Genomic DNA, 24,344 nt, shown 5'->3' on the forward strand with positions numbered 1-24,344 from the left:
CGTCTCACGTTTCCTTGCCGAGCGGCGCCAGGGTGATCAGACCGCAGCCGTAGGCCTTGGCCTTGCCGATCCCTTGGGTGAGGCTGCGACGCAGCAGCTGCGGGTCGGTGACCTCGAGGCGACCGTCGAAGGTCACGGTGACCAGGCTGACGGGTGCCCTGCGGCTGCTCCGGGCGCCGGTGCTGCGGGACTTGTCGAAGGCGAGGGCGCGTTTGTCGCGGACGGTCAGTTCGTACCGGTCGCCGTGGTGCGGCTGCCCGGTGTGGGTGGTGCCACTGGGCAGGACGCGCTTGTCGTCCGGCTTCTCCAGGACGCGGAAGCCGCACGTTTCCTGGCGCTTGAGGAGCCAGCCCATCTGGTACACCGGAGTGAGGTGCGCGGTGCGCTTGGTCGGCTCGTCGTCCTTGCGGCGGGCGTGGTGGACGGGGTTGGCGGTGAGCCGGAACGCCCACCGGTCACCGGCCGCCAGCCGGTCGAGGAACGGGCCGTAGGGGCGGCTCTGCCAGCCGGGTTCTGCCGGGTCGGCGGCGGCCGCCGCGGGCCAGCCGGCCTGCTCGACGAGATGGGTCAGATCGGGCCGGTCGGGGCTCACGACGTACAGCATGACCTCGGCCCGGGCGGTGTGGTCGAGGCGCCACAGCACACGGGGGCCGTCCGCCGGGGGTGCGTCGGTGGGCAGCAGCGCCGGGAAGGACGACATGACGGCCGCGTGCATGGCCTGCGGGGAGGAGAGGATGCGCCGGGCGCCGGGGCGTGCAGTGTTCACGCGGAATCGGGTGAGGAACATCAGGCGCTCTCTTCGGCCAGGGCGTCGAACGGGTCGTGCCGGGGCAGTTGCCGGACAAACGGGTTGGGGATGCGCACACTGCTGGTGACCCGGGTGCGCAGCGTGTGGCGCCGGTGTTCGGAGGCGAAGCTGAGTGGCTGGTCCCTCAGGGTGTCCGCGGCCTCCTGCTCGTGCTCGTCCGCCTCACGCAGCACGGTCAGTTCCACCTCGTGCCGGCCACGATGGTGCCTGCGGTACCAGGCAGATGCCTGCCACGGCTCCTCGCGCAAGGCATCCTCCAGACCACCCTGGTCGTGCAGGCCGAGCTCGACGGGGAGGGACGGCGGGCAGGAACGGCGACCGAGGAACGGTGCGTACACCGGGGCCCGCAGCGCGGCGTGCAGCTCGTCGAGCAGCAGACGGTCGCCTTCCAGGGCGGCGACGAAGACGGCGTCGGCGAGGTAGAAGCGTTCGGAGAGGGGCATGGACTTGCCGGTGACGGCGTGGTGGGCGGTGTGGAAGTCCCTTACGCGGGTGCCGGGTTGGTCGATGCGCACGCCGAATCTGAGGGCGGCCAGGGACGCGAGTCGGTGGTCGTCGCCGCGTTCGACGCCTGCTGCGGCGGCGAGCATGCCGATGACGCCGCTCTTGGTGGGCGCGGACTCGGTGGTACGGCGGGTGAAGCGGGCGGAGGCCCCCCAGGACTGCAGGGGGCCCGCGAGCCGGAGGGTGAGCACGCTCATACGGGCTTCTCCAGGCGCTCGGCGACGGCCTGGCCGACGGCGGCGACGAGTTCGGCGATGTTCTGCGACTCGGTACCGATCCCGGCGAGCTTCTGGGTGTTCGGGCCGACGCGCAGCACCCAGGTGAGGGTGGAGTCGTCGTCGCCGTACGCCCGCTCGATGTCGGGGATGTACTGGGCCAGGCGGTCGGACGCCTCGCGGACGTGGCCGCTCGTCTCGGCGCGGACCGGCTCCTCGAAGGCGGCGACGAAGCTGACGGGCCGGGTGGTGCGAAGCTTGACGATCACGGCGTCGGGCAGCGTGTGGTGCCCGAAGGTGTTGATCTTGCCGGTGGGCAGCGAGGCGACGAAGCCGTGGACGAACGCCTCGACGGCCCGGCGGACCGGGTCGGTACGCGGCTCGTCCTCGCGCAGACCCTGGCCGAGGTTGGCTGCGAGCTGGTGAACGCCGAGAGCGGCGTAGCGGTAGAGGGTGGCGGAGTTGAAGTCGACGGTGCCGATCATGCCGGCGCCCGTCTCGGCGTCGCTGTTCTCGTCGTCGACGGCGGTGTAGTAGTCGGACTCGTTCTCCACGCGGTGGACGCTGATGGCGTGGGCGACCTGGACGGCGGCGTCGACGTTGATGTCCGGGGCGTCGGCAACCATACGGCCGAAGAGGGCGATGTCGACGGAGTGGCGGGTGTCGGCGAGTTCCTTGGCCCGGCCCTTGTTCTCCTTCTCCTTCAGGAAGGCGGTGATGTCGGCGGCGCCGTCGACCGCGAGTCGGGCCAGGCCGTCGAGCTGACGGGTACTGAGGAACACCAGGTACTTCGCTTCCGGCGCCGGGTCGGGCTCACCGTCCTTGGCGTTGCCGGCCCTGCGCTTGGGGACCTCGGTCTTCAGCCCGGTGGCCCTCACCGTCTCGTCCGCGATCCGCAGGGCCCTCTCCCCGGCGAGCGAGGGGTCGAGGGCGGTGATCCGGTCGGCGACCGCCTCCACGATCTTCTTGGTCCGCACCCCGAGTTCACTCGCGTCCAGCAGGTGCTCGTGGCCGAAGTACGTGCGGGTGGCGCGCTTCCATGCCTGGCTGGAGACACGGGCGCGCGGCACTCCCCCGTACACTGCGGTCTTCGGCGCCCCGGTGTCGTCGCGGTTGATGTTGCTCGGTGGGATGGTCTGCAGGGCGTGCACGTCGAGGAAGATGCGGTTCACGAGGCGTCCTTGTCGGTGTCCGTGGTGCTGGTGGGGTCGGGGGTGCCGGCCAGGCCGTCGACTGAGGGCCGGCCGGCGTGCTTGGGCTTGTCCTGCCAGGCGTGGAAGGAACGGCCCCACTCCCTGCGGACGGTGTCCGCGCCGCCGGGCCACTGCCAGGTGTAGAGCTGTCCGGCGAGAAGCCCGTAGTCGAGCTCGAAGCCCTCGCGGCGCAGTAGGACGACGATGTCGCGCAAGCGCTGGGCCAGGGTGGCCAGATCGGGCGCGGTGCCGGCGCGAACGAGGCGCTTGTGCACGGGTTCGTCGATCTCGCCGGGCTTCATCATCCGGCGTACTGCGGCTCCCAGACCCCGGCGACGATCCGGCTGGTCGGCCTGGTGCATGCCCGCTGAACGGGACTGCTGGTGCAGCGCATAGAGGGTGAGCGCGACATGCAGGGCGTCCTCGGCCCGGACCAGTTCCCTCTCACTCATCGGCCGGGCGCCGTCCGGGGTGTCGTGCAGGGGGCCGGTGTCGATCAGGGCCCACAGGTCGGGCAGTTGCCCGGCCTCCCTGCCGGCGCCGCGACGGAGTCTGGCGAGGGCCGCGACCGCCTGGGGCCGGTCGGCGAGACAGCCCCGTTGCAGGACGCCGATGTGGTCGGCTGCGAGCCGGGCGACCCGGTCGCGTGGGGTGGCGGGTGCGGTGACGGTGGTCATGCGGGTGCCTTCACGGTGGTGTCGGTCGCCGGGGCCGTGTCCGGCGGCGTGTCGGAGGAGTCGGGGCGCCCCAGACCCTTGTACAGAGCGGCGCGGAACCACTTGTCGGCCAGCGCGGAGTTGAGCCACTCGGTGCCGTGCTTGAGCTGGACGGTCCGGCCCTGCCAGGCCGCGTCCCCGGCCGCGGTCATCAGCCGGTCGCCGAGCCGGCTGACGATCCCGTACACCTGCTGCTGCCATGCGCCGCGCTGCTCGTACGGGTCCTCGGTGTCGGCCAGGCGGGCGAGCCACGTGCGGTAGGGGGCCTCCAGGAGGCCATAGGCAAGGTCGCGTGCGGTGGAGCGGGGCCCGTCGCTCTCGGTACCGGCCGCGCGGGCAAGGTCGGTGGCGAGGTCACCGAGCGCACGGACCGCGAGGTCGGCGTCGCCGACGGCTGCGACAGCCTGCTCCGCGTAGCGCCGGTCCTGCTGGTGGAGCAGGACGACGGCCATGGAGACGTGGTCGTCGACGATCTCGTCGATCACGGACTGCTGCGTGCCGTAGCGCGCGCCGACGATCCGGGCTCGGACGAGGAAGCCGCTTTCCAGCTCTCCCTCCGTCACCAGGCGGGCCACCCACTCCAGGATCCCCGGCCGCAGGTGGTCGGCCGGCTCAGGTCCTTGGGCCTTCCCGGCAGCGTTGGCGACCAGGGCGCCGATCCCGCGCCACGCGGAGCGCTCGGGATCGTGCTCGCGCGGCAGATAGACCGGGGTCTTCCGGAGCTTCTTCTCCTGAGGTCTGCTGCGCCGCCAGGCGGTCATCGGCTCTCGGTGCTGACGGTCGCGCGCGGTAAGCGGGTCGCCGTAACCGAGCACGACGCCGTGGACGCCGTTCCCGTCGAAGTGGAGGCGCAGGCGCCGTGTCTGCCAGGTGTACAGGTCGCGTACACCGGTCGGGGCGCGCTCGGCGCCGCCCGGGCCGCACGGCTCCCTGCGCCACGCCGGGGCGTCCTGGTCGTCGACCTCCAGATTGGAGGTGTCGGCGGCCACCAGGTTCAGCAGTAGCGTCTCGCGCAGGGTTCGCCCTTCGACGAACACGCCGCCGAGGTTCCCGGCCCAGCCGACGCCGAGCGGAAAGACCTTGCCGCCCTTGGCGCGCTTGTCACCCTCCACGCCGGTCTTGATGCCGGAGGTGTCGTAGGCATGCGCGTGGACGACCCAGCGGGCCGCCTCGGCGAACGTGAGCCGTTCGACGGTGGGCATCCGGGCGGTGAAGAACGGCTCCCCGTTGGGGACGTCGGCCACGATCCGGTTGAGGGAGAACACCTCGTCCTTGGCCGTCCGCAGGCATGCGGTCTGGAAGAACGGCGCGTCGGCGTCCAGCAGGTCGAACCGCCCACGATGGGCCTCGAGATACGCCTCGACCGGCGCGAAGCAGCTCTCGTCCGCCCACAGTTGCGACCACGCGTCGGTGTCCCCGGGTCCCTGGAGGGCGTCGTGCACGACCGCCAGCAGCAGACGCACCAGGGCGAACTCCTGGGTGGGCAGGTCGCCGACCACCCGCCGCAGGTCGTGCGCCTGCTCGAACACCTCGCGCAGCGACAGCTCGTCCTGGCTGCCGTCCCGCCTGAGCACCGGGATCCACGGGCGAGTGGTGAGGTCGAACGACGGCACGCCGTCGCCGCTGCACTGATCTGTTTCAGGCACGGGTCACCTCAAGGCCGTCGCTCTTGCTGTATCGGAGACGGAAGCCTGCCAGGTGGGTCCGACAGTCCTCGTCGAGCGGCAGAATCAGCTGGCCGGCAAGCCAGTGACTGTCCTTGACCTGCCAGGCTGGAACGTGAAGCTCCTCCAGTTCGGCGATCACTTCGTCCATGACGTCGGCGTAGCTGAACTGGATCGGTAGCCGCAGTCCGCAGCTTGCCGCCGTGCGTGCCGCGAGGGCGGTCGGCACCTGGTCCGTGGGCAGCGCCAGCCCTGCGCGCGGGCGGCCGTTGCGGTCCGGTGCCAGCCACGGCACCGTGGCCAGCGTGCCGTCCGCGCGCCGCTGCACGACCACGACCTCCAGGCTCTCTCGGCTGTCGCGTACCTGGGCACGCCCTTCGCGAGTGTCGTCCGCGTCGCCGACCCCCGCCGCGATCCAGCCGAACAGCGGACGGCCAGGCCGAGCGGCGGCGTCGAGCCGGAACGTCGCGGCCCGTTCCGCCTGGTCCGCGCGGTGGTTCTCGTGACGCGCGCGGGCGGTGTCGAGCGCCTGCGCCCAGTGGTCCGGGCCGTCGGGCCCGTCGGCGTAGGCGCGCTGCACCAAGAGACTGATGTCCGCAGGCAGCCTCACGGGGCGCTGCAGTTTGCCGTCGAGGTGCGGCAGCAAGGCGGCTGCGGAACGCAGCAGCGCGTACGCCCCGTACACGGCGACCGAGCCTTTCACCGGCGCAGGCACGGGCGCCTCCCACTCGACGCCGGTGATCAGGCAGCGTGCCCGGCGCAGCCGCTCGGGCCGCTCACTCTGCTCTGCGCCGCCGCGCAGGTGCCTGTGCAGGCGTCCCATGCGCTGCAGCAGAAGGTCGACCGGGGCGAGGTCGGTGACCAGCAGGTCGAAGTCGACGTCGAGGGACTGCTCCGCGACCTGGCTGGCGACGACGATGTGCGCGCCCTCCGGCCGCTCGTCGGCCTTGCCCGGCGGCCCGAAGCGCTTGAGGAGGTCGGCGTCCTTGGCGGCACGGTCGACATCCAGGAAGCAGGAGTGCGCCACAGTGACGTTCGCGTCCCCGAACCTCTGCCGCAGCACGGCCGCCGCTTCAAGAACGCGGCGAACGGTGTTGCGTACGACGAGAACGCAGCCGCCTCCGGCGAGTTCCGTCTCCAGCCGGTCGGCGAGGACGTCCACATCGTCATCGAGCCGCTCCAGCTCGACGTCGGTACCCCGGGCCGAGGCCGCCGGGCGCCGCATCACGGGTACCCCGCCGGGCGTGACCGCCGTCAGAAGCGGATAGTCACCTGCCCGGGCAACAGCGTCGAAGCCGGTTACGTCCCCGCTGGTGGCACGTCCCGCGTACGCCTCGACCAGCTCCCGCCGTCGACCGGCGGGCAGCGTCGCGGAAAGTACCACCACCGGCACCCGGTACGCGCCCAGCCAGGACAGCACCCGGTCGAGGTAGACGCTCATGTAGGTGTCGTAGGCGTGCGCCTCGTCGATCACAACGATCTTCCCCGCGACCGCCAGGTGACGCAGCGCCAGGTGTCTGCTCTTGAGCCCGGCGAACAGCAACTGATCGACCGTGCCGACGACGAACGACGACAGCATGGCCTTCTTCCGCCCCCGCAGCCACGCGTGCGCGACGAGTTCGGCCGCAGCGGAACGGACACGGCTCGACGGCCGCCACTCCCGCTCTTCGGGCCCGTCCACGTCGACCGCGGCGATCCGCCGGCTTCCCTTGCCCATCAGACCGGCGAAGTCGTCATTGAGGGCGGCCTTGGAATGGGCGAGAAGCACCGAACGGCGGATGGCTTCCGTTGCCGGCAGGCGCTCCAGCCAATCCAGCAGACGGGGAAACATCGCGTTGCCGGTGGCCATCGTCGGCAGCGCGAAGAACACACCACCCGCCCCGGACCGAGCGGCAAGAATCTCGACGGCTGCAAGCGCTGCCTCCGTCTTCCCCTCCCCCATCGGCGCCTCGATCACCATCAGACCCGGCTCGTCCATCGACCGGGCCACCTCGACGGCGGCCTCCTGCACCGGCCGGACCTTCGCCCCCGGCGGGAGATCGAACCGGGCCGAGAACAGCTCCTGCGCGTCCCCGGCCGGCTCCTCGGCACGCCACGGTCCCGGCAGGTCCAGGCCACGCCACGCGGCGGTGACGCGCTCAGGACCGGTTCGGGGCACGTCCTCGGGAAAGTAGGGAAAGAGGTCGGGATTGCTGGCGATCCAGTCGGAGACGATGACCAGTGCGGAAAGCAGCACCTGCACCGGCTGCGGCAGTCTCACCGTCCGCCACGCCGTCAGGCGCTCCCGTACGCCGAACTCGTCCGCACAGGCATCGAGCAACTCCTCCTGCACCCGCTGCCACGACGCCCGGCTCGGACCGCGCGTCCGCAGCAAGTCGGGGTGACTGTCGAGTGCCTGGATCTGACCGTGCTCGGGCGGCACCCCGTGATGGCCACCCACCGCGACCGTGAACTGCCCGGTCTGCTTGACCGTCCAGCCGTGTCGCGCCTCCAGCCACTCCCCCAACAGCACCTGCCCGGCCAGCCCGTGCGGCGCGAGCCGCCGGTCCGCTCCCATCGCTTGCCGCGAGCGCATCTCCAGCCCGCGGGCGCGCATGACTTGCGCCAACTGCTCGACCTGGCAAGCGAACGCGGGCGTCGCTTTCCCGATGTCGTGCACACCTGCCAGCCACACCGCCAGCCGGCGGCCATCGGCTTCACCACCGGGGAGCGCGTCAGCGATCAGCGTCCGGACGGCCACCGGCAGCCATTCGTCCCACAACCGCCCGGCCACGGCGGCGCTGTCGTCCATGTGCCGCCACAACGGCAGCCAGCCGCCCCCGTCACGATCGTGCTTGGCCCACACACTCGACGCCGGCCCGTCCAACCGGGCACGAAGCCCGGTACGGGCGGCCCCCTCACCTGTCATGCCAGATGAATACAGGCTGGGCACACACCGTGAAGCCCATATGAAGAAAACAGGGACTTCCTGGTGGTATTTCAGATCATCCAGCTGACAGCCGCAGACGGAAGAACCTAGGGTTGGACCTTTGACCAGCCGCGACAGCGGGAACCAAGGGGAGCGCTATGCGGCTTTTGCCGGACTCGGTGAAACTCATGAAAACCACAGCCCCTGCGGCATAAACCCGCAGGTCGCACAGTCTGCTCCCCGCACCCGCGGGGATGGTCCCGTCAGACACCTTCTGACCTCTGGAACATCCGCCTGCTCCCCGCACCCGCGGGGATGGTCCCCGTTCCCACCGAGGCGGAGGCACTGGACTGCACTGCTCCCCGCACCCGCGGGGATGGTCCCGGGAACGTGGTCACATCGAACCGGATGCGGCGCTGCTCCCCGCACCCGCGGGGATGGTCCCGGCAGCCCTTCGGCCGCGGCGGCCGCTTTCAGCTGCTCCCCGCACCCGCGGGGATGGTCCTGACACGCTGCCTCGCCTCGTCCGTGTCCGGGTCTGCTCCCCGCACCCGCGGGGATGGTCCCGGCTGGTCCGACATCGGCTACAGCTTCGTCGTCTGCTCCCCGCACCCGCGGGGATGGTCCCCAGACCCCCGCACTGATCATCCCGTACGGGCACTGCTCCCCGCACCCGCGGGGATGGTCCCCGGCCTACGAACCCCGCATGACGCCAGCCTCGCTGCTCCCCGCACCCGCGGGGATGGTCCCCGTCTTGATCACCGGGGCCAGAGCCTCGAAAACTGCTCCCCGCACCCGCGGGGATGGTCCCGCGGGCTACCGGCTGATCAGCGGCCTTATCGACTGCTCCCCGCACCCGCGGGGATGGTCCCTCGGCCGTGGTTGCGAGTTCGGCGACGCTCTCCTGCTCCCCGCACCCGCGGGGATGGTCCCGGCCGGGTGACCCTCGGGCCCGGGTCGGTCCCCTGCTCCCCGCACCCGCGGGGATGGTCCCACCACACTCACGGAAAGGGGTTGACCATGGCGCTGCTCCCCGCACCCGCGGGGATGGTCCCCCGGTGCAAGCGCTGAAGGACATCTCGTCCGGCTGCTCCCCGCACCCGCGGGGATGGTCCCTGTGCGGTCGTGGGCTGGGTGAGCCCGGAGGACTGCTCCCCGCACCCGCGGGGATGGTCCCCGCCCGGTCGGCGATCGCCAGGCCGTTCACCTCTGCTCCCCGCACCCGCGGGGATGGTCCCTACCGCCGATCAGGCGCGAGACGGCGGCATACCTGCTCCCCGCACCCGCGGGGATGGTCCTGCCAGCGCAGGTGGCGGCCCAGGGTGGGGGGTCTGCTCCCCGCACCCGCGGGGATGGTCCCGCTTTCCTCAACGCTGGAAACGGCCTCTACATCTGCTCCCCGCACCCGCGGGGATGGTCCCGACAGCGTCGGGGAACTCAGCGCACCGGTCCACTGCTCCCCGCACCCGCGGGGATGGTCCCTCGATGCTGTTCGTCTGCCCGCCGCCGGTCAGCTGCTCCCCGCACCCGCGGGGATGGTCCCGCGGCCAGGACGAGCGCGGCGCCGCCGGGGATCTGCTCCCCGCACCCGCGGGGATGGTCCCCAATAAGTCGACACACCCCGGTGGTCCGCGCGCTGCTCCCCGCACCCGCGGGGATGGTCCCCAGTCCATCGTGCTCTGTCAGGTCGACCCGGACTGCTCCCCGCACCCGCGGGGATGGTCCCACCTCGACCTCGCCACGGCCATGGACGCCGCCCTGCTCCCCGCACCCGCGGGGATGGTCCCACCTTGCAGGCCGCCGCGCTGGACGCCATGTCCTGCTCCCCGCACCCGCGGGGATGGTCCCGCCTGCCGCGCCCCGGCAGCCATGTTGTGGTTCTGCTCCCCGCACCCGCGGGGATGGTCCCCCGCACCATCGTCCAGCAGTCGAAGCCCCGGCCGTGAACCCCTGGCTCCGACACCCCCGACGCCCGGACCTTCGCACCCCAGCCACCCGGGACTCGCGCCCCCGAACGGCTGATGCCCGGTCAGGACTGTTGGCGCTGACGGTAAGTCGTACGGGTGTGCTCCGTGTGCGCGCATGACCTCTGCCGAGCGCTTCTCGTCGCGGGCGGAGATCGCCGCGATCAGCTCGCGGTGCTCGATCCACGACTGGTGCCCACGCTGCCGGGCGACCGGGGTGCAGACCAGCGGAGACGGCGCTCGACCTGCCCCGCCAACTCCGCCAGGGCGACGTTGCCGGCGGGTTCGCTCTCGACCGGATGCCGGCCTGGCCGCGACGCGCGGGTGGTGGTCAGTTCCAGCAGCGCCCCAACACACGTTCGCGCAGTGGGCCCGGCCGTTGCAGCCTGGGCGCGGTTCCCTGCTGCAGTCCTGCGGACAGCGTCGGCGGGCCCCCTTCCGGGCGATGGAGCGGACGAGCAACGGACGGCATCAGTGATCGCGGAAATGACTATCGTCCACCGAGCGCAATCGTCACCGACAGCAAGATGCCGGTCATGCCACAAGTACACGAACCGGTCACCCGGCAGGCGTCCGCTGCCGTCACGCCCCGCGGCCGAACCGGTCATGCCGCAAGCAGCCGAACCGGCCATCTCAACCGTCCCGTTCGACGAGCGGAAGCAGCCGCTCCAGGAAGACCCGCTGACCGTTGACCAGCCTCGACCGCGCCTCTTCCAGCCCGCACCACTCCGCACGGTCGACCTCCGGGAACTCCCTGACCTCTCCCGAGCCCCTCGGCCACTCCATGGTGAAGGTCCCCGGCACGACCAGGGACGTGTCCAGATCGCCCTCGATCGCCCAGGCCGTCACCACCTTGCCGTTCGACTGGCGCGCCTCGCCGAGCGGCTGCCACTCGCCGTCCGGGGCCTGGAGGCCGAGCTCCTCCTCGAACTCCCGCCGCGCGGCGGCCATCGGCTCCTCGTCCGGTTCGTACTCGCCCTTCGGGATCGACCAGGCCGCCTCGTCGCGCGACTGCCAGAACGGGCCGCCCATGTGCCCGATGAGCACCTCGACACCGGTCGGGCGCCGCCGCCACAGCAGCAGCCCGGCGCTTCGCTTCGTCACCATCTCGCCAGTCTGCCCATGAATCTCAGGGGCAGCGGATCACCTGGCCCGCGTACGAAAGATTTCCACCGAAGCCGAAGAGCAGCACCGGGTCGCCCGACCGGATCTCACCGCGCTCGACCAGCTTGGACAGGGCCATCGGGATCGATCCGGCCGAGGTGTTGCCGGACTCGACGACATCGCGGGCGACGACGGCGTTGACGGCGCCGATCTTCTGGGCGAGCGGCTCGATGATCCGCAGATTGGCCTGGTGCAGGACCACCGCCGCCAGCTCCTCGGGGGTGACGCCCGCACGCTCGCACACCTTCCGGGCGATCGGCGGCAGCTGGGTGGTGGCCCACCGGTAGACGGTCTGGCCCTCCTGCGCGAAGCGCGGCGGGGTGCCCTCGATCCGTACGGCGTGCCCCATCTCGGGCACCGATCCCCACAGCACCGGGCCGATGCCCGGTTCCTGCCCCTCCGGGACGGTCTCCACCACGGCCGCGCCGGCGCCGTCGCCGACGAGGACACAGATGGAGCGGTCGGTCCAGTCGACGATGTCGGCCATCTTGTCCGCCCCGACGACCAGGGCCCGGGTGGCGGCCCCGGCCCGCAGGGTGTGGTCGGCGGTGGCGAGCGCGTGGGTGAAGCCGGCGCAGACCACATTGAGGTCCATCACCGCGGGTGAGCCCATGCCGAGGCGCGCGGCGACCCGCGCGGCGGTGTTGGGTGACCGGTCGACGGCGGTGGACGTCGCGACGAGGACCAGGTCGATGTCGGCGGGCGCCAGCCCGGCCGAGGCCAGCGCCTTGGCAGCGGCGTGTGCGGCGAGCTCGTCGACCGGCTCGTCGGGGCCCGCGACGTGGCGGGTCCTGATCCCGACACGGCTGCGGATCCATTCGTCAGTGGTGTCGACCATGGCCGCCAGGTCGTCGTTGGTGAGCACTTTGGTGGGCTGGTAGTGCCCGAGCGCGACGACACGTGTGCCGGTCATGGATGGCTTCTCCTCGATCAGAAGTCAGGAACCACACAGTCTCGGCCGCTACCGACCGGTACGACGGCAGGTGATCCCACAGCTTCCGGGCCCGGACTTTGGAGCATCCCGTCGGGTCCCCACGGCGGGCGACCGATCGGACACGCCTCGGACCCGCCTCGGACCCGCCTCGGACCCGCCTCGGACCCGCCTCGGACCCGCCTCGGACCCGCCTCGGACCCGCCTCGGACCCGCCTCGGACCCGCCTGCGACCCTCGGACCTCGCCCTTCGGTCTTCGCACGCGCCCCGGACCTTCGCACCCGCCTCGTACCCTCGTACCCGACTCGGACGCCTCGTGGACCGACCTGTCCACAACGCCGCGGCGGCCGAGTGGATCAAGGAGTACGAGGCCGAGCCGGCGCAGGGGCGGACCACGACGGGCTGCGCGTACCGCGGCGTCGGCTGCGACCTCACGCTGCACGTACAGGAGAATGAGACCGTCAAGGTCACCTCGCCGCACGACAACCCGGTGACCCACGGCAGCCTCGCATCAAGGGCCGCTTCGGCTACCAACACGTACAGAATCGGGTTTGATCTCATGGGACGGGTCACCGAGCGCCGCCGCACCATCCGCATCCGGGACGGGGTGGTGTCGACCCGTCCCGACACCCTGGTGGCCGAGGAGCCGCTGGAGATCAGGCTGAACGGCAAGCCCCTCGCCATCACCATGCGGACCCCGGGCGACGACTTCGCCCTGGCCGCGGGATTCCTGGTCAGCGAGGGTGTGATCCACTCCGGGGCGCAGGTGCGGTCGATCGTGTACTGCGCGGGCGCCCGGGAAGACGGCAGCAACACCTACAACGTGGTGGACGTGGCGCTGGCGCCCGGTGTGAAGGTGCCGGACATCACCCTGGAACGCAACGTCTACACGACGTCCTCGTGCGGACTGTGCGGCAAGGCCAGCCTGGACGCCGTACGCACCACCGCGCACTTCCCGATCGCCGACACTCCCCCGGTCCGGGTCGAACCCGCTCTGCTCGCCGGCCTCCCCGACCGGCTGCGCGCGGCACAGCGGGTCTTCGACCGGACCGGGGGCCTGCACGCGGCGGCGCTGTTCTCGCCGGAGGGCGAACTGCTCGACGTCCGTGAGGACGTCGGCCGGCACAACGCGGTCGACAAGCTCGTCGGCCGGGCACTGACGGACGACCGGCTGCCGCTGTCCCGGTCGATTCTCCTGGTGTCGGGGCGGGCGTCGTTCGAGCTGGCGCAGAAGGCGGTGATGGCGGGTATCCCGGTCCTGGCGGCCGTCTCCGCCCCGTCCTCACTCGCGGTGGACCTGGCCGCGGAGACGGGTCTCACGCTGGTCGGCTTCCTGCGCGGCGCCAACATGAACGTGTACGCGGGCGACGAGCGCATCGCGCTCACCACTGGGGTGTGAGGCCACCCCGATACGGGCCCGGCCGGCGGGGAGCGCCCCCGGCGCGGCCGTGTCCTTCCGTCCGCCCGCTGCTCAGCGCCCGGCGCGGCGCCTGGCATCGGACGGCGGTGGAATCATCTGGAGCGTGAGCGTCGCGGGGGCCTGGGCGACCCCCGGCCCGCCGGCCGCCGCCCATGCCAGCACGTCGTCCGTCGCGTCGTCGTCGAGCGCCCACCCGATCCACGCGGCCCGCGCTCCACGGCTGCGCCCCTCGGTGGACGGCTGCACGACGATCACATTGGCCTGCCCGCAGGGCCCGAGACAGTCACTGGTCCGCACCGCCAGCCGCCCACCCGACGCAGCCGCCGCGTCACGCAGCCTGGCGAGCTGCCCGGCATGGTCGGTACCGGGGTTCTTGCGCGCGTCGCCGCAGCAGCAGCCACGGCAGACGACCAGCGTGCAGGGCCGGGCGCCGAAGGCGCGTATCGAGTACGTCGTCACCCGGCGATCATCCCATCCGGTGCCTCTGCCGACGTGAGGGAGTCCCGCTTCCAGCACGTTGCCGGAACCCACCGGCCTGGGCGAGGTGGCCTGTTTTCTCAGGGGAGGCACTCCGGAGGCAGACGCCGAGACCGCGGCCCGTCGACGGGCCCGGCCGCGTTCACCGGGTTCGCAGGGCCGTAGGCGGCGTCGTTCGCCCCACGGACTCGGCGGGGTGCGGCGTGTCGCGGGCGCGGCGCTTCGCGATCACCGCGCAGACCATCAGCTGCATCTGGTGGAACAGCATCAGCGGCAGCACCGCCAGGCTCGCCTGCACGCCGAACAGCACCGTCGCCATGGGCAGTCCGGCCGCCAGACTCTTCTTCGAGCCGGCGAACTGGATCGCGACCCGGTCCGCCCACCCGAAGCCGAGGCGCTTGGCGCCGAACCAGGTGAGCGTCAGCATCGCCGCCAGCAGCACCGCCTCGACGGCGAGCAGCGCCCCGAGCCGCACCGGGGTGACCTGGTGCCAGACGCCGGCGACCATGCCCTCGCTGAAGGCCGTGTAGACGACGAGCAGGATCGAGCCCCGGTCGACGTACCCGAGCACCTTCTTGCGGCGGGCCAGGAAGCCCGCGACCCAGCGGCGCAGCAACTGGCCCGCAAGGAACGGTACGAGCAGTCGGAACACGATCCGCAGCAGTGATTCGGCCGAGAAGCCGCCCGCGGCGCCGCCGAGCAGCAGGGCCGCGAGGAGCGGGGTGAGCACGATGCCGGCGAGGCTGGAGAAGGAGCCGGCGCAGATCGCGGCGGGCACGTTGCCGCGGGCCATCGAGGTGAAGGCGATGGAGGACTGGATGGTCGACGGCACCAGGCACAGGAAGAGCAGTCCGCCGTAGAGCTCGGGGGTCAGCACCGCCGGCTCGAGCCCGCGGGCCGCCAGCCCCAGCAACGGGAAGACGACGAACGTCGCGGCGAGGACGGTGACGTGGAGCCGCCAGTGCCGCAGTCCGTCGAGCGTCTCGCGCGTCGAGAGCCGGGCGCCGTAGAGAAAGAACAGCAGCGCCACCGCGCCGGTCGACGCGCCGCCCGCGACGTCGGCCGCCGCTCCCGACGCGGGCAGGGATGCCGCGAGGGCCACCGTCCCGAGCAGCGCCAGGATGTACGGGTCGATCGGCAGCCAGGACGGCAGACGCGGGGTGCGGGGGCGGCTCATGTGCTCCACTTGATCTCGGCCGGGGTCGTGCCCTCCCCATGTTCCTCCCGAGCACATTGATCGGGAATCCCGTACGCCGCACTGACTGCCATCACATTTCGTGATGACGGCGTAGGATCGGCGTCGTGTACGACCCCACCCAACTGCGTACGTTCGTCGCCGTGGCGCAGACGCTGAACTTCACGCAGGCCGCGCGCCGTCTCGGGCTGGGGCAGTCGACGGTCAGCCAGCATGTGCGCCGGCTCGAGGACGCCGCCGGCCGGCCGCTGTTCAGCCGCGACACCCACAGCGTGGAGCTGACGGAGGACGGCGAGGCGATGCTCGGCTTCGCCCGCACCATCCTGCAGGCCCACGAGCGCGCCTCGGCCTATTTCACGGGCACGCGGCTGCGCGGGCGGCTGCGGTTCGGCGCGTCGGAGGACTTCGTGCTGACGCGGCTCCCGGAGATCCTGGAGGCGTTCCGCCGCGAGCACCCCGAAGTGGACCTGGAGCTCACCGTGGAGCTGTCGGGCACCTTGCACAAGCGGCTGGAGGCGGGCCGGCTGGACCTGGTTCTCGCGAAGCGGGGGCCGGGGGCGACGCTCGGCGAGCTGGTGTGGCGGGACCGGATGGTGTGGATCGCGGCGGAGGGCCTGCGGGTGGATCCGGACCGCCCGCTGCCCCTGATCCTGTTCCCGCCGCCGGCCGTGACCCGGGCCCGCGCGCTGGAGGTGCTGGAGCAGACGGGGCGGTCCTGGCGGGTCGCCTGCACCAGCGGCAGTCTCAGCGGCCTGGTGGCCGCGGCCCGCGCCGGTCTGGGCGTGATGGCGCACACCCGCGGGCTGATCCCCCCGGGGTTGGTCGCGGTGCCGGAGCGGGCGGGCCTGCCCGAGCTGGGCACGGTCGACTTCGTCCTTCTGCACGGCCGCCGCAGAGACGCGGCGCAGGAGGCGGCCCGGGCACTGGCGGGCGCCCTGCTGGCGGCGGGTGACCGGCTGCACGCTCCGGTACCGGGTTGATTTCGGCAGACGCGGCCGGACCGCGGCCTCCGCACGGCCGGCACCGGCCGGCCACGGGGCCGTTCCGGGCAGAACGGGTGGTGATCGGTCCGTACAGATTCGGTGGAGATTGCGCACCGGGCTGCTTACTCGCCGGTCAGGTATCGGGCCCCGAGGCCCGGTCCACACCCCGCTCACCACCACTGACCTGTGTCTACGCCATCGGTCCACGGTTGACGAGGACCCTCCCGCCCGGCGAGATCGTGGGGTACGGTCGCGGCGCTGTGCAGAGCGCCACAAGGAGCAGCCATTGCGCGAGTTCACTGTCCCACCCATGGCCGCGGCGCCTCAGGTCGGCGGACTTGCGGACGCGGTCTTCGACCATGCCCTCGACGACCCCGACCGCGTCGCGCTCGGCCGCAAGGACAGCGCGGGCCAGTGGCAGGACGTGACGTCCGGGCAGTTCCGCGACGAGGTCCTGGCACTGGCGAAGGGGTTGCTGGCGCACGGGGTGCGGTTCGGCGACCGGGTCGCCCTGATGTGCCGTACGCGCTACGAGTGGACGCTGTTCGACTTCGCGCTGTGGACCGTCGGCGCCCAGCCCGTGCCGCTGTATCCGACCTCCTCCGTCGAGCAGGTCTTCTGGATACTGCACGACTCAGAGGTCTCCGCGTGCATGGTGGAACACGAGGACCACGCCATGACGATCGGCTCCGTGATCGACCGGCTGCCGCTGTTGAAGCGGCTGTGGCAGCTCGACGCCGGCGCCGTGGACCAACTCGTGGAGGCGGGCGCGCACATCGACGAAGAGGTGGTGCACCGGCACCGGCGGGCGGTCACCCCCGACTCGGTGGCCACGATCATCTACACGTCCGGCACCACGGGCCGTCCCAAGGGCTGCGTCATCACCCATGCGAACTTCATGTTCGAGACGGACACCATGGTCGGCCGCTGGGAACCGGTCTTCCGCTCCAAGCCGGGGGACGAGCCGTCCACCCTGCTGTTCCTTCCGCTGTCGCACGTCTTCGGACGGATGGTCGAGGTCGCGGGAATCCGCGGCCGCGTCAAGATCGGCCATCAGCCGGTCCTTCAGGCGAGTGCCCTGCTGCCCGATCTGGCCACGTTCCGGCCGACGTTCATCCTGGCCGTGCCGTACATCTTCGAGAAGGTCTTCCACACCGCCCGCCGCAAGGCCGAGATCGCCGGCAGACTGAGCGCCTTCGACAAGGCCGCCGAAGTCGCCGTGAAGTACGCGGAGGCCCTGGAGCACCGGGCCTTCGGGCTCGGCCCGGGGCCCTCCGCCGGACTGCGCGTGCAGCACCAGCTGTTCGAGAAGCTGGTGTACGCCAAGGTCCGCGACGCGATGGGTGGCCGGGTGCGGCACGCGATGTCCGGGGGCTCCGGCATGGACCGGCGGCTCGGACTGTTCTTCGAGGGCGCCGGCGTCACCGTCTACGAAGGCTACGGCCTGACCGAGTCGACGGCCGCGGCCACCGCGAACCCGCCGGAACGCACCCGCTACGGCACCGTCGGGCTGCCGATCCCCGGCACCACCGTGCACATCGCGGAGGACGGCGAGGTCTGGCTGCACGGGGCGAACGTCTTCCAGGGATACCTGGGCGATGCCAAGGCCACCGACGCCGTGCTGCGCGACGGCTGGCTGGCCACCGGCGACCTGGGGGCCCTCGACGAGGACGGCTATCTGACGATCACCGGGCGCAAGAAGGAGATCCTGGTGACCTCGGGCGGCAAGAGCGTCTCCCCCGCGGGCCTCGAGGAACGGGTACGGGCGCATCCGCTGGTGGCGCAGTGCATCGTCGTCGGCAACGACCGCCCGTACATCGCGGCGCTCGTCACGCTCGACCCGGAGGCGGTGGAGCACTGGCTGGCCATCCAGGGCAGACCGCCGCTGCCGCCCGCGGAGATGGTCCGCGACCGGGACCTGGAGGTGGAGATCCGCCGCGCCGTGGTCACCGCCAACACCCTGGTCTCCAAGTCGGAGTCCATCCGTACGTTCCGGATACTGGCGCATCCCTTCAGCGAGGAGCACGGGCTGCTCACGCCGTCCCTGAAGCTCAAACGGAAGGCGATCGAGAGCGCCTACGCGGCCGAGGTGGAAGCCCTGTACCGATGAGCGGCGCGCCCGCGCGGGGAATGCGCCGGGGGCGGTGATCGTTGATCCTGGGAGTACCTCAACCGACGACGTAAGGATCGACCGCTCGTGAGCAAGGTCCCCTTCACCACCCTCCACAACGGCGTCGCGATGCCGCAGCTCGGCTTCGGTGTCTGGCAGGTGCCCGACGACGAGGCGGAGCAGACGGTCACCACGGCCCTGGAGTCCGGCTACCGCAGCATCGACACCGCGGCCGCCTACGGGAACGAGACGGGCACCGGAAAGGCCGTCACCGGCTCCGGGATCCCCCGCGAGGAACTGTTCGTCACCACCAAGGTGTGGAACTCCGACCAGGGGTACGACGCGACGCTGCGCGCCTTCGACGCCTCGCTCGGGAAGCTGGGCCTCGACCACGTCGACCTGTACCTGATCCACTGGCCGATGCCGGCCAGGGACACCTACGTGGACACGTACCGCGCCCTGGAGAAGATCCACGCCGAGGGCCGCGCGAAGGCGATCGGCGTGTCCAACTTCCGGCCCGAGGACCTCGAACGCCTCATCGGCGAGACGTCGGTCGTCCCGGCGGTCAACCAGATCGAACTGCACCCGCAGCTCCAGCAGTCCGAACTCCGGGACTTCCACGCGCGGCACGGCATCGCCACGGAGGCATGGTCCCCGCTCGGCCAGGGCAAGGACCTGCTGCGGGCGCCCGCGGTCGTCGCGGTGGCCCGCAAGCACGACCGCACCCCCGCCCAGGTGGTGTTGCGCTGGCACCTCCAGGTGGGCAACGTGGTGATTCCCAAGTCCTCGACGCCGTCGCGGATCCGGGAGAACATCGACGTGTTCGGCTTCGAGCTGGACGCCGACGACATGGCCGCCTTCGCGGCCCTGGACGAGGGCAAGCGCCTCGGCCCAAAACCGGCGGACGTCAACTCCTGAGCGGAGTCCCGGTGCGGACCAGGTGGCGCACCCGGGCGTACCGACGCCCGGTACGGCGCGGCAGCGGCCACGCGGCTGCGCCGTACCGTGTCAGCCGGCGGCCCCGCCGTCCGCCGCGTCCAGCAGCCGTGCCGAGAGGCCGTCCGCTCCTTCACCCTCCAGCCGCGGAAGGACGACGAGGCGGCCGGTGAGCAGCAGCAGTAGGTCGCCGATCGGCGCCCGGACCGCCAAGCCCTCGCCGGCCGACCACGACGTGTCGGTCGCCGTGAGCGCGAACCCGGCCGCCTTCTTCTTCGCGTGGAAGGGCCTGCCCAGCTCCCACGCCCGGGTGGCGGCCGTCGCGGCCGCGTCCACGGGCGTCTCGAGCCGGCGGCCGAGGGGGACGGCGATGTCCTGTCCGTGCACCAGGATGTCGATGAGCGTCTCCAGGTGGGTGACTCCCGGATTGTGACGGCGGGAGCCCACCGTGCCGCGGATCTCGGCGATCAGCCGCTGCGTGGGGAGCGCCGCCCGCCGGCAGGCCATGTCGTGGATGAGCCGGTCGACGTCGCCACGGGCCCGGATCATCGCGGCGGCCGCCGAGCCGACGCTCAGCTGTTGCAGCGTCAGATGCGCGGCGACGTCACGGACGGTCCAGCCCCGGCAGAGCGAGTCACGGCGCCGTTCGTCGTCGGACAACTGCTCGAGCAGTTCGGCCACGTCCAGCCGCCGGCCGTCGATGGCCTGCCACACCTGTTCCCGATCCATGGGGCCTCCGCCGTCCTCGTCGGGTGCACTGCCCCAGAATCCCGCCCCTCGGTCTCCACGCACACCGGACACGTCGAGCGACGGGCGTCGTTGTCAGTGGCGGATGCGACGATGATCGCGTCGGTCGCCCGGAGGGGCCGGGCGGGACGCGGGGACAAGGCGGGGACAGTGAACGGGCCAATCGAGCCAGGGCTCTACCTGGTGCGGAACGTCGGCAGCGGACTGCTGCTCGAGGTGTACGGCGGGGGCAGAGGCAGCGGGACCAACGTCCAGCAGGGCAGGGAGACGGGTGCACCGGCCCAGCAGTGGCACATCGCCCCGGTGCCGAACGGCAACGGGCTGTACCACTTCGTCAACGCGGCGAGCGGCAAACGTCTGGACGTGGCGAACGCGGCGACGGACAACGGCGCCAACGTCCAGCAGTGGAAGCCGAACAACTTCGGCGCCCAGGAGTGGATCGTCGAGCGTCATCTCGACTCGCCGGGCACGGTCACGGTCGTCAGCTTCATCAGCGGCCTGCTGCTCGAGGTGGCCGGTTCCTCCACGGACGACGGGGCGAATGTGCAGCAGTGGGAGGACACCGACTCCCCCGGCCAGTGGTGGCGGCTGGAGCCGGTGCCCGCGGGCCCGGAGGGCGGCTGACGGTCCGGGCGGCCGGCTGCGGGAGAGGGGCGGCCGCCACGGTGCGCGCCGGGTGGCGGCCCGGCGACCGCCCGCGCCCGCTCAGCCTTTGCGTGCCGTGAACACCGTGCGCGCCGTCAGGAGGTACGCGTCGGGGCGCCGCAGCAGCCCCTCCGGGTCCTCCGGGTCCAGCAGCCGGTCGATGACCGCGAGATCGTCGTCCGACAGCACGTCCTCCACCATGCGCCGCTGCCACGCGAAGCCGGACACCAGCTGCTCGCGCACCGCCGTCGGCGCGGGCGCCGGGATGTCCAGGAGGAAGGAGCGCGTGCCACTCGGAGTGAGCCCCGAGGCGGCCAGCAGCGCGCGCCAGTCCTCGACCTCGTCCTTCACACCGGGCAGCTCTGCCCGCATCCGGGTGAACCAGTCGTCGACGGCCGCGCCGATCCTGCTCTCCAGGCCCGGCCTGCCGATGCCGATGTCGCGCGGCAGATGCCGGGCGGGCAGCCCGCCCTCGACGAGGGCGAGCAACCCGCCGGGCCGCAGCAGCCGGGCGAGCGCTCCGGTCGCGGCGCGCTGGTCACCGAGGTGGTGCACGGCCCCGGACGCCCAGACGAGGTCCGCCTCGCCCAGGTCCTCGATGCCGTCGGGCAGTTCGGCGTGGCGGATGCTGATCCGGTCGGCCTGGCCGTTGCGCGCGGCGCGGGAAAGGGCCCGCTCCAGCAGCGGCGCGGTGGCGTCGACGGCGACGACCTCGGCGTACGGGAACGCCTCCGCGAGGAGCCCGCTGATGACGCCGGGGCCGCTGCCGACGTCGAGGACGCGGCGGACGCCGCCGGCGGGGACCAGCTCGCGCAGCCAGTCGGTCACCTGCCGGTGCAGAGGGCTCTGCACCTCCGCGCCGTGCTCCAGCAGCTGTGCCTGCTCGTTCCAGTCGATACGGGTGGAGTCGTGGTGATGGCTCATGACGTCAGGGTCGCGCGAGCGCTCCCGTCATGGCGAATTCTCTTGCCGTTCCGGCAAACCACCACCCGTTCGGTGCTTCTGCGGACCGGTGCCCCGGACCTGTGTGAACCCGGCGCTCGGGGCGACGGCCCGCCTCGGGTGATGCGACGGCCCACGGGCGGGCCCCTCCTGCCGAGGCGCAGCGCCCGGCCGTGGCCCGCCGCCGGGGCCTCCCGGTGTCCCGTCTGCCCTGGCGTCCCTGCCCTGTGCCGGCGGATCGGAGCCCCGGCGGAACCCGCAGGCTCTGGCCACCGGCGGACCCTCCCGGGGGCCGCGCGGCCGGACCACCGCCGGTCCCCGGCGGAGTCATCCGGGGGTGCGGGCGCCTGCCGGTGCCGCCCGCCGATGCCCTGCGGGTCGGCCGTCCGTGCCGTGGCACGGCGGCGGGGGTCGGTGAACACCCGCTCGACCGCGTCGTCGAGGAGTTCGATCTCCTCGTCGACCGCGGCCGGGTGCTCGGCGGGCAGGGTACCGCGCAGCCCCTTCAGCAGCGCGCGGAGCCGTCTGCAGACCCTGCAGAGATGTCGCCCCGTACTCACGGATCCCGGTGACACCGAGTCGGAGGTAGTCCCCCCACACACGGGAGGGCACCAGAAGGGCGCGGACAGCCCAGAGAATCATGGCGCACACTCGTGCGACGCACCCCTTGCAGGCACCGGTGCAGGGCTCGACACGACGGGCGCCCTCCGGATCTCGGCCGTGGAGTCCGTCCTTCGTCTCCCCGGTTCCCGGCGCCCGGGATAGAACCGGCGCACGGACGCGCAGAGGCAGCGCCGCAGGCGGGCGCACGGGCGAGGCGGCTCGAGAGGCCCCGTCGGAGCCGGCGTGCCTATGCTGATCGGGCAGCACCGAAAGGGGCTCGCCATGAACGATTACGCCCTGATCGAGAACCACGGGCTGATCGGTGACCTGCAGACCGCGGCGCTGGTGACGACGGACGGAACCATCGACTGGTTCTGCTGTCCGCGCTTCGACTCGCCCAGCGTGTTCGGCGCGTTGCTGGATGCGCAGAAGGGCGGTCACTGCACGGTCCGGCCCTCGCACAAGACGTACGCGACCAAGCAGTTGTACCTCCCCGACACCGCGATTTTGGTGACCCGCTTCATGACCGAGGCCGGTGCCGGGGAAGTGGTCGACTTCATGCCGGTCACCGGGCGTGCGGCCACCGAGCGCCACCGCCTGGTCCGCATGCTCCGCTGCGTACGCGGCAGCATGACCTTCGAGGTCGACATCGCCCCGCGGTTCGACTACGGCCGCAAACCGCACCAGCTGCACATCGCGGGACAGGGGCTGGTGTTCGCGTCGGACGATGTCGAGCTGACCGTGCACCCGGTCCGCGAACCGGGGGACGAGCGGCTCGTCAACTCGCTCACGAGCGACCGGGATCTGCGCTTCTCGCTGACCCTGCGGGCCGGTCAGCAGAGGGGTCTGGTGCTGGAGTCGTCGGCCGACGGGCCTCCGCGCGAGATCCGGCTCCCCGAATTCGAGGAACTCTTCGACAACACCGTCCGCTTCTGGCGGTCGTGGCTCGGCCAGTCCCGCTACACGGGACGCTGGCGCGAAGCCGTCGAACGCTCGGCGGTGACGCTGAAGCTCATGACGTACGCCCCCAGTGGCGCGATGGTGGCGGCCCCGACGGCGGGACTGCCGGAGCAGTTGGGCGGCGAGCGCAACTGGGACTACCGCTTCACCTGGATCCGCGACGCCTCGTTCTCCGTGTACGCCCTGCTGGGCCTGGGCTTCAAGGAGGAGGCGACCTCGTTCATCGGCTGGCTGGGCGACCGGGTGAAGGAGCGGGCCGGCAGTGAGAGGGACACGGGTCCGCTGAACATCATGTACCGGGTCGACGGCTCCTCCGATCTCGTCGAGGAGACTTTGGACCACTGGGAGGGCTACCAACGGTCTTCCCCGGTACGCATCGGCAACGGCGCCGCGACCCAGCTGCAACTGGACATCTACGGCGAGGCGATGGACAGCATCTACTTCGCTCACCAGCGCGGGATCCAGCTGGACACCCACGGCTGGGCCTCGCTGCACACGCTGCTCGACTGGCTCGTCGACCACTGGGACCAAGCCGGGGAGGGCCTCTGGGAGACCCGAGGCGGCCGCAAGGACTTCACCTACGGGCGGGTGATGTCCTGGGTCGCCTTCGACCGTGCGCTGCGGCTCGCGCGGGCCAGCGGCAGGCCCGCCGCCACCGCGCGGTGGAGCAGCGAACGGGACAGGATCTACCGGCAGGTCCTGGCCAAGGGCTGGGACGAGGGCCGGAGTGCCTTCGTCCAGCACTACGGCAGCGATGTCCTCGACTCGTCCCTGCTGCGCATGCCGACGGTCGGCTTCATCACACCCGACGACCCGATGTGGCAGTCCACCCTGGACGCGATGGACCGGGAGCTGGTCACCGACAGTCTCGTCTACCGGTACGACCCCGCGGATTCGCCCGACGGGCTGCGCGGCTCCGAAGGGACCTTCTCCCTGTGCACCTTCATGTACGTCGACGCGCTGGCGCGGGCCGGGCGGACCGATCAGGCCAGGCTGGTCCTGGAGAAGATGATGACGTACGCCAACCATCTGGGGCTGTTCTCCGAGGAGATCGCCCTGACGGGACGCCAACTGGGCAACTTCCCGCAGGCGTTCACCCATCTGGCGCTCATCGACGCGGCTATCACTCTGGACGCGAACCTGAACCGCCTCCGGGAACAGGGTGTAGGTTTCCAGATCCAGTGGCCACTTTCCATCAGCGATGGCCACCAAGTGGCCAATAGGACACGGGGATGGAAATCATGCTCCGTGGACGAGT

Annotated in this window: 18 protein-coding genes, 2 pseudogenes and 1 CRISPR repeat array; of the genes and pseudogenes, 7 read left to right on the forward strand and 13 right to left on the reverse strand. The window is 71.6% G+C overall.

Annotated features, from left to right (window positions below; translation table 11 throughout):
* Nucleotides 1-4 precede the first annotated feature (4 nt).
* The 9 genes and pseudogenes from cas6e to AB0903_RS29485 all read right to left on the reverse strand — a co-directional run bounded on the left by cas6e (nt 5) and on the right by AB0903_RS29485 (nt 12,049).
* A complete protein-coding gene (gene cas6e, locus AB0903_RS29445) occupies nt 5-787 on the reverse strand; it encodes a type I-E CRISPR-associated protein Cas6/Cse3/CasE (RefSeq protein WP_366707770.1) in 783 nt (260 codons plus the stop codon).
* The gene (gene cas5e / locus AB0903_RS29450; protein WP_366707771.1) at nt 787-1,509 is read right to left on the reverse strand and encodes a type I-E CRISPR-associated protein Cas5/CasD; all 723 of its coding nucleotides are present in this window, start codon (nt 1,507-1,509) and stop codon (nt 787-789) included. The genes cas6e and cas5e overlap by 1 nt, the downstream gene beginning before the upstream one ends.
* On the reverse strand, nt 1,506-2,699 hold the full coding sequence (cas7e, locus tag AB0903_RS29455; RefSeq protein ID WP_366707772.1) for a type I-E CRISPR-associated protein Cas7/Cse4/CasC: 1,194 nt from the start codon (nt 2,697-2,699) through the stop codon (nt 1,506-1,508). Before cas7e ends, cas5e begins: the two co-directional genes overlap by 4 nt.
* Complete coding sequence (casB, locus tag AB0903_RS29460; protein ID WP_366707773.1) at nt 2,696-3,397, reverse strand: type I-E CRISPR-associated protein Cse2/CasB; 702 nt, start codon at nt 3,395-3,397, stop codon at nt 2,696-2,698. Before casB ends, cas7e begins: the two co-directional genes overlap by 4 nt.
* Nucleotides 3,394-5,082, reverse strand: coding sequence for a type I-E CRISPR-associated protein Cse1/CasA (gene casA, locus AB0903_RS29465; RefSeq protein WP_366707774.1), 1,689 nt, complete (start codon nt 5,080-5,082; stop codon nt 3,394-3,396). The genes casB and casA overlap by 4 nt, the downstream gene beginning before the upstream one ends.
* The gene (cas3, locus tag AB0903_RS29470; protein ID WP_366707775.1) at nt 5,075-8,008 is read right to left on the reverse strand and encodes a CRISPR-associated helicase Cas3'; all 2,934 of its coding nucleotides are present in this window, start codon (nt 8,006-8,008) and stop codon (nt 5,075-5,077) included. Before cas3 ends, casA begins: the two co-directional genes overlap by 8 nt.
* Nucleotides 8,009-8,241: 233 nt before the next feature.
* Nucleotides 8,242-9,917: direct repeats of the CRISPR family, unit length 29 nt; unit sequence CTGCTCCCCGCACCCGCGGGGATGGTCCC.
* 120 nt (nt 9,918-10,037) lie between these two features.
* Nucleotides 10,038-10,444 (reverse strand): annotated as a pseudogene (locus tag AB0903_RS29475) (FCD domain-containing protein).
* Nucleotides 10,445-10,605: 161 nt separating this feature from the next.
* Nucleotides 10,606-11,079, reverse strand: coding sequence for an NUDIX domain-containing protein (locus AB0903_RS29480; protein ID WP_366707776.1), 474 nt, complete (start codon nt 11,077-11,079; stop codon nt 10,606-10,608).
* A 22-nt stretch (nt 11,080-11,101) separates the two neighbouring features.
* Nucleotides 11,102-12,049, reverse strand: coding sequence for a beta-ketoacyl-ACP synthase III (locus AB0903_RS29485; protein ID WP_366707777.1), 948 nt, complete (start codon nt 12,047-12,049; stop codon nt 11,102-11,104).
* A 335-nt stretch (nt 12,050-12,384) separates the two neighbouring features.
* Between AB0903_RS29485 and AB0903_RS29490 the strand changes: the two are divergent.
* Nucleotides 12,385-12,585: pseudogene (locus tag AB0903_RS29490) on the forward strand (hypothetical protein); the annotation flags it as partial.
* A 42-nt stretch (nt 12,586-12,627) separates the two neighbouring features.
* Nucleotides 12,628-13,467, forward strand: coding sequence for a formate dehydrogenase accessory sulfurtransferase FdhD (gene fdhD / locus AB0903_RS29495; protein WP_366707786.1), 840 nt, complete (start codon nt 12,628-12,630; stop codon nt 13,465-13,467).
* Nucleotides 13,468-13,539: 72 nt separating this feature from the next.
* Here the strand turns inward: fdhD and AB0903_RS29500 are convergent, their stop codons facing one another.
* Together AB0903_RS29500 and AB0903_RS29505 are read right to left on the reverse strand one after the other, a co-directional pair.
* Entirely contained in the window at nt 13,540-13,947 is a 408-nt protein-coding gene (locus AB0903_RS29500) for a (2Fe-2S) ferredoxin domain-containing protein (RefSeq protein ID WP_366707778.1), read from the reverse strand.
* A 160-nt stretch (nt 13,948-14,107) separates the two neighbouring features.
* Nucleotides 14,108-15,142, reverse strand: coding sequence for a bile acid:sodium symporter family protein (locus tag AB0903_RS29505; RefSeq protein ID WP_366707779.1), 1,035 nt, complete (start codon nt 15,140-15,142; stop codon nt 14,108-14,110).
* 116 nt (nt 15,143-15,258) lie between these two features.
* On the opposite strand from AB0903_RS29505, the gene AB0903_RS29510 reads away from it, so the two are divergent.
* The 3 genes from AB0903_RS29510 to AB0903_RS29520 all read left to right on the forward strand — a co-directional run bounded on the left by AB0903_RS29510 (nt 15,259) and on the right by AB0903_RS29520 (nt 19,171).
* Nucleotides 15,259-16,140: a LysR substrate-binding domain-containing protein gene (locus tag AB0903_RS29510; RefSeq protein WP_366707787.1), complete on the forward strand. Its 882-nt coding sequence runs from the start codon at nt 15,259-15,261 to the stop codon at nt 16,138-16,140.
* Nucleotides 16,141-16,453: 313 nt separating this feature from the next.
* A complete protein-coding gene (locus AB0903_RS29515; RefSeq protein ID WP_366707780.1) occupies nt 16,454-18,253 on the forward strand; it encodes a long-chain fatty acid--CoA ligase in 1,800 nt (599 codons plus the stop codon).
* Between the two features lie 87 nt (nt 18,254-18,340).
* Nucleotides 18,341-19,171, forward strand: coding sequence for an aldo/keto reductase (locus AB0903_RS29520; protein ID WP_366707781.1), 831 nt, complete (start codon nt 18,341-18,343; stop codon nt 19,169-19,171).
* Between the two features lie 90 nt (nt 19,172-19,261).
* Here AB0903_RS29520 and AB0903_RS29525 read toward each other — a convergent pair whose 3' ends face one another.
* Nucleotides 19,262-19,918, reverse strand: a complete 657-nt coding sequence (locus tag AB0903_RS29525; RefSeq protein ID WP_366707782.1) for a maleylpyruvate isomerase family mycothiol-dependent enzyme — start codon at nt 19,916-19,918, stop codon at nt 19,262-19,264.
* 168 nt (nt 19,919-20,086) lie between these two features.
* Between AB0903_RS29525 and AB0903_RS29530 the strand changes: the two genes are divergently transcribed.
* Nucleotides 20,087-20,560 carry an RICIN domain-containing protein gene (locus tag AB0903_RS29530; RefSeq protein WP_366707783.1) on the forward strand — a complete coding sequence of 158 codons (474 nt, stop codon included), beginning with the start codon at nt 20,087-20,089 and terminating at the stop codon, nt 20,558-20,560.
* 81 nt (nt 20,561-20,641) lie between these two features.
* Here the strand turns inward: AB0903_RS29530 and AB0903_RS29535 are convergent, their stop codons facing one another.
* Nucleotides 20,642-21,505, reverse strand: a complete 864-nt coding sequence (locus tag AB0903_RS29535) for a class I SAM-dependent methyltransferase (RefSeq protein ID WP_366707784.1) — start codon at nt 21,503-21,505, stop codon at nt 20,642-20,644.
* A 903-nt stretch (nt 21,506-22,408) separates the two neighbouring features.
* Here AB0903_RS29535 and AB0903_RS29540 point away from each other — a divergent pair.
* Nucleotides 22,409-24,344: glycoside hydrolase family 15 protein (locus AB0903_RS29540; RefSeq protein ID WP_366707785.1), on the forward strand; the 1,936-nt coding region annotated here is incomplete at its 3' end.

It is taken from the genome of Streptomyces sp. NPDC048389 (genome assembly GCF_040706335.1).
Classification (GTDB): domain Bacteria; phylum Actinomycetota; class Actinomycetes; order Streptomycetales; family Streptomycetaceae; genus Streptomyces.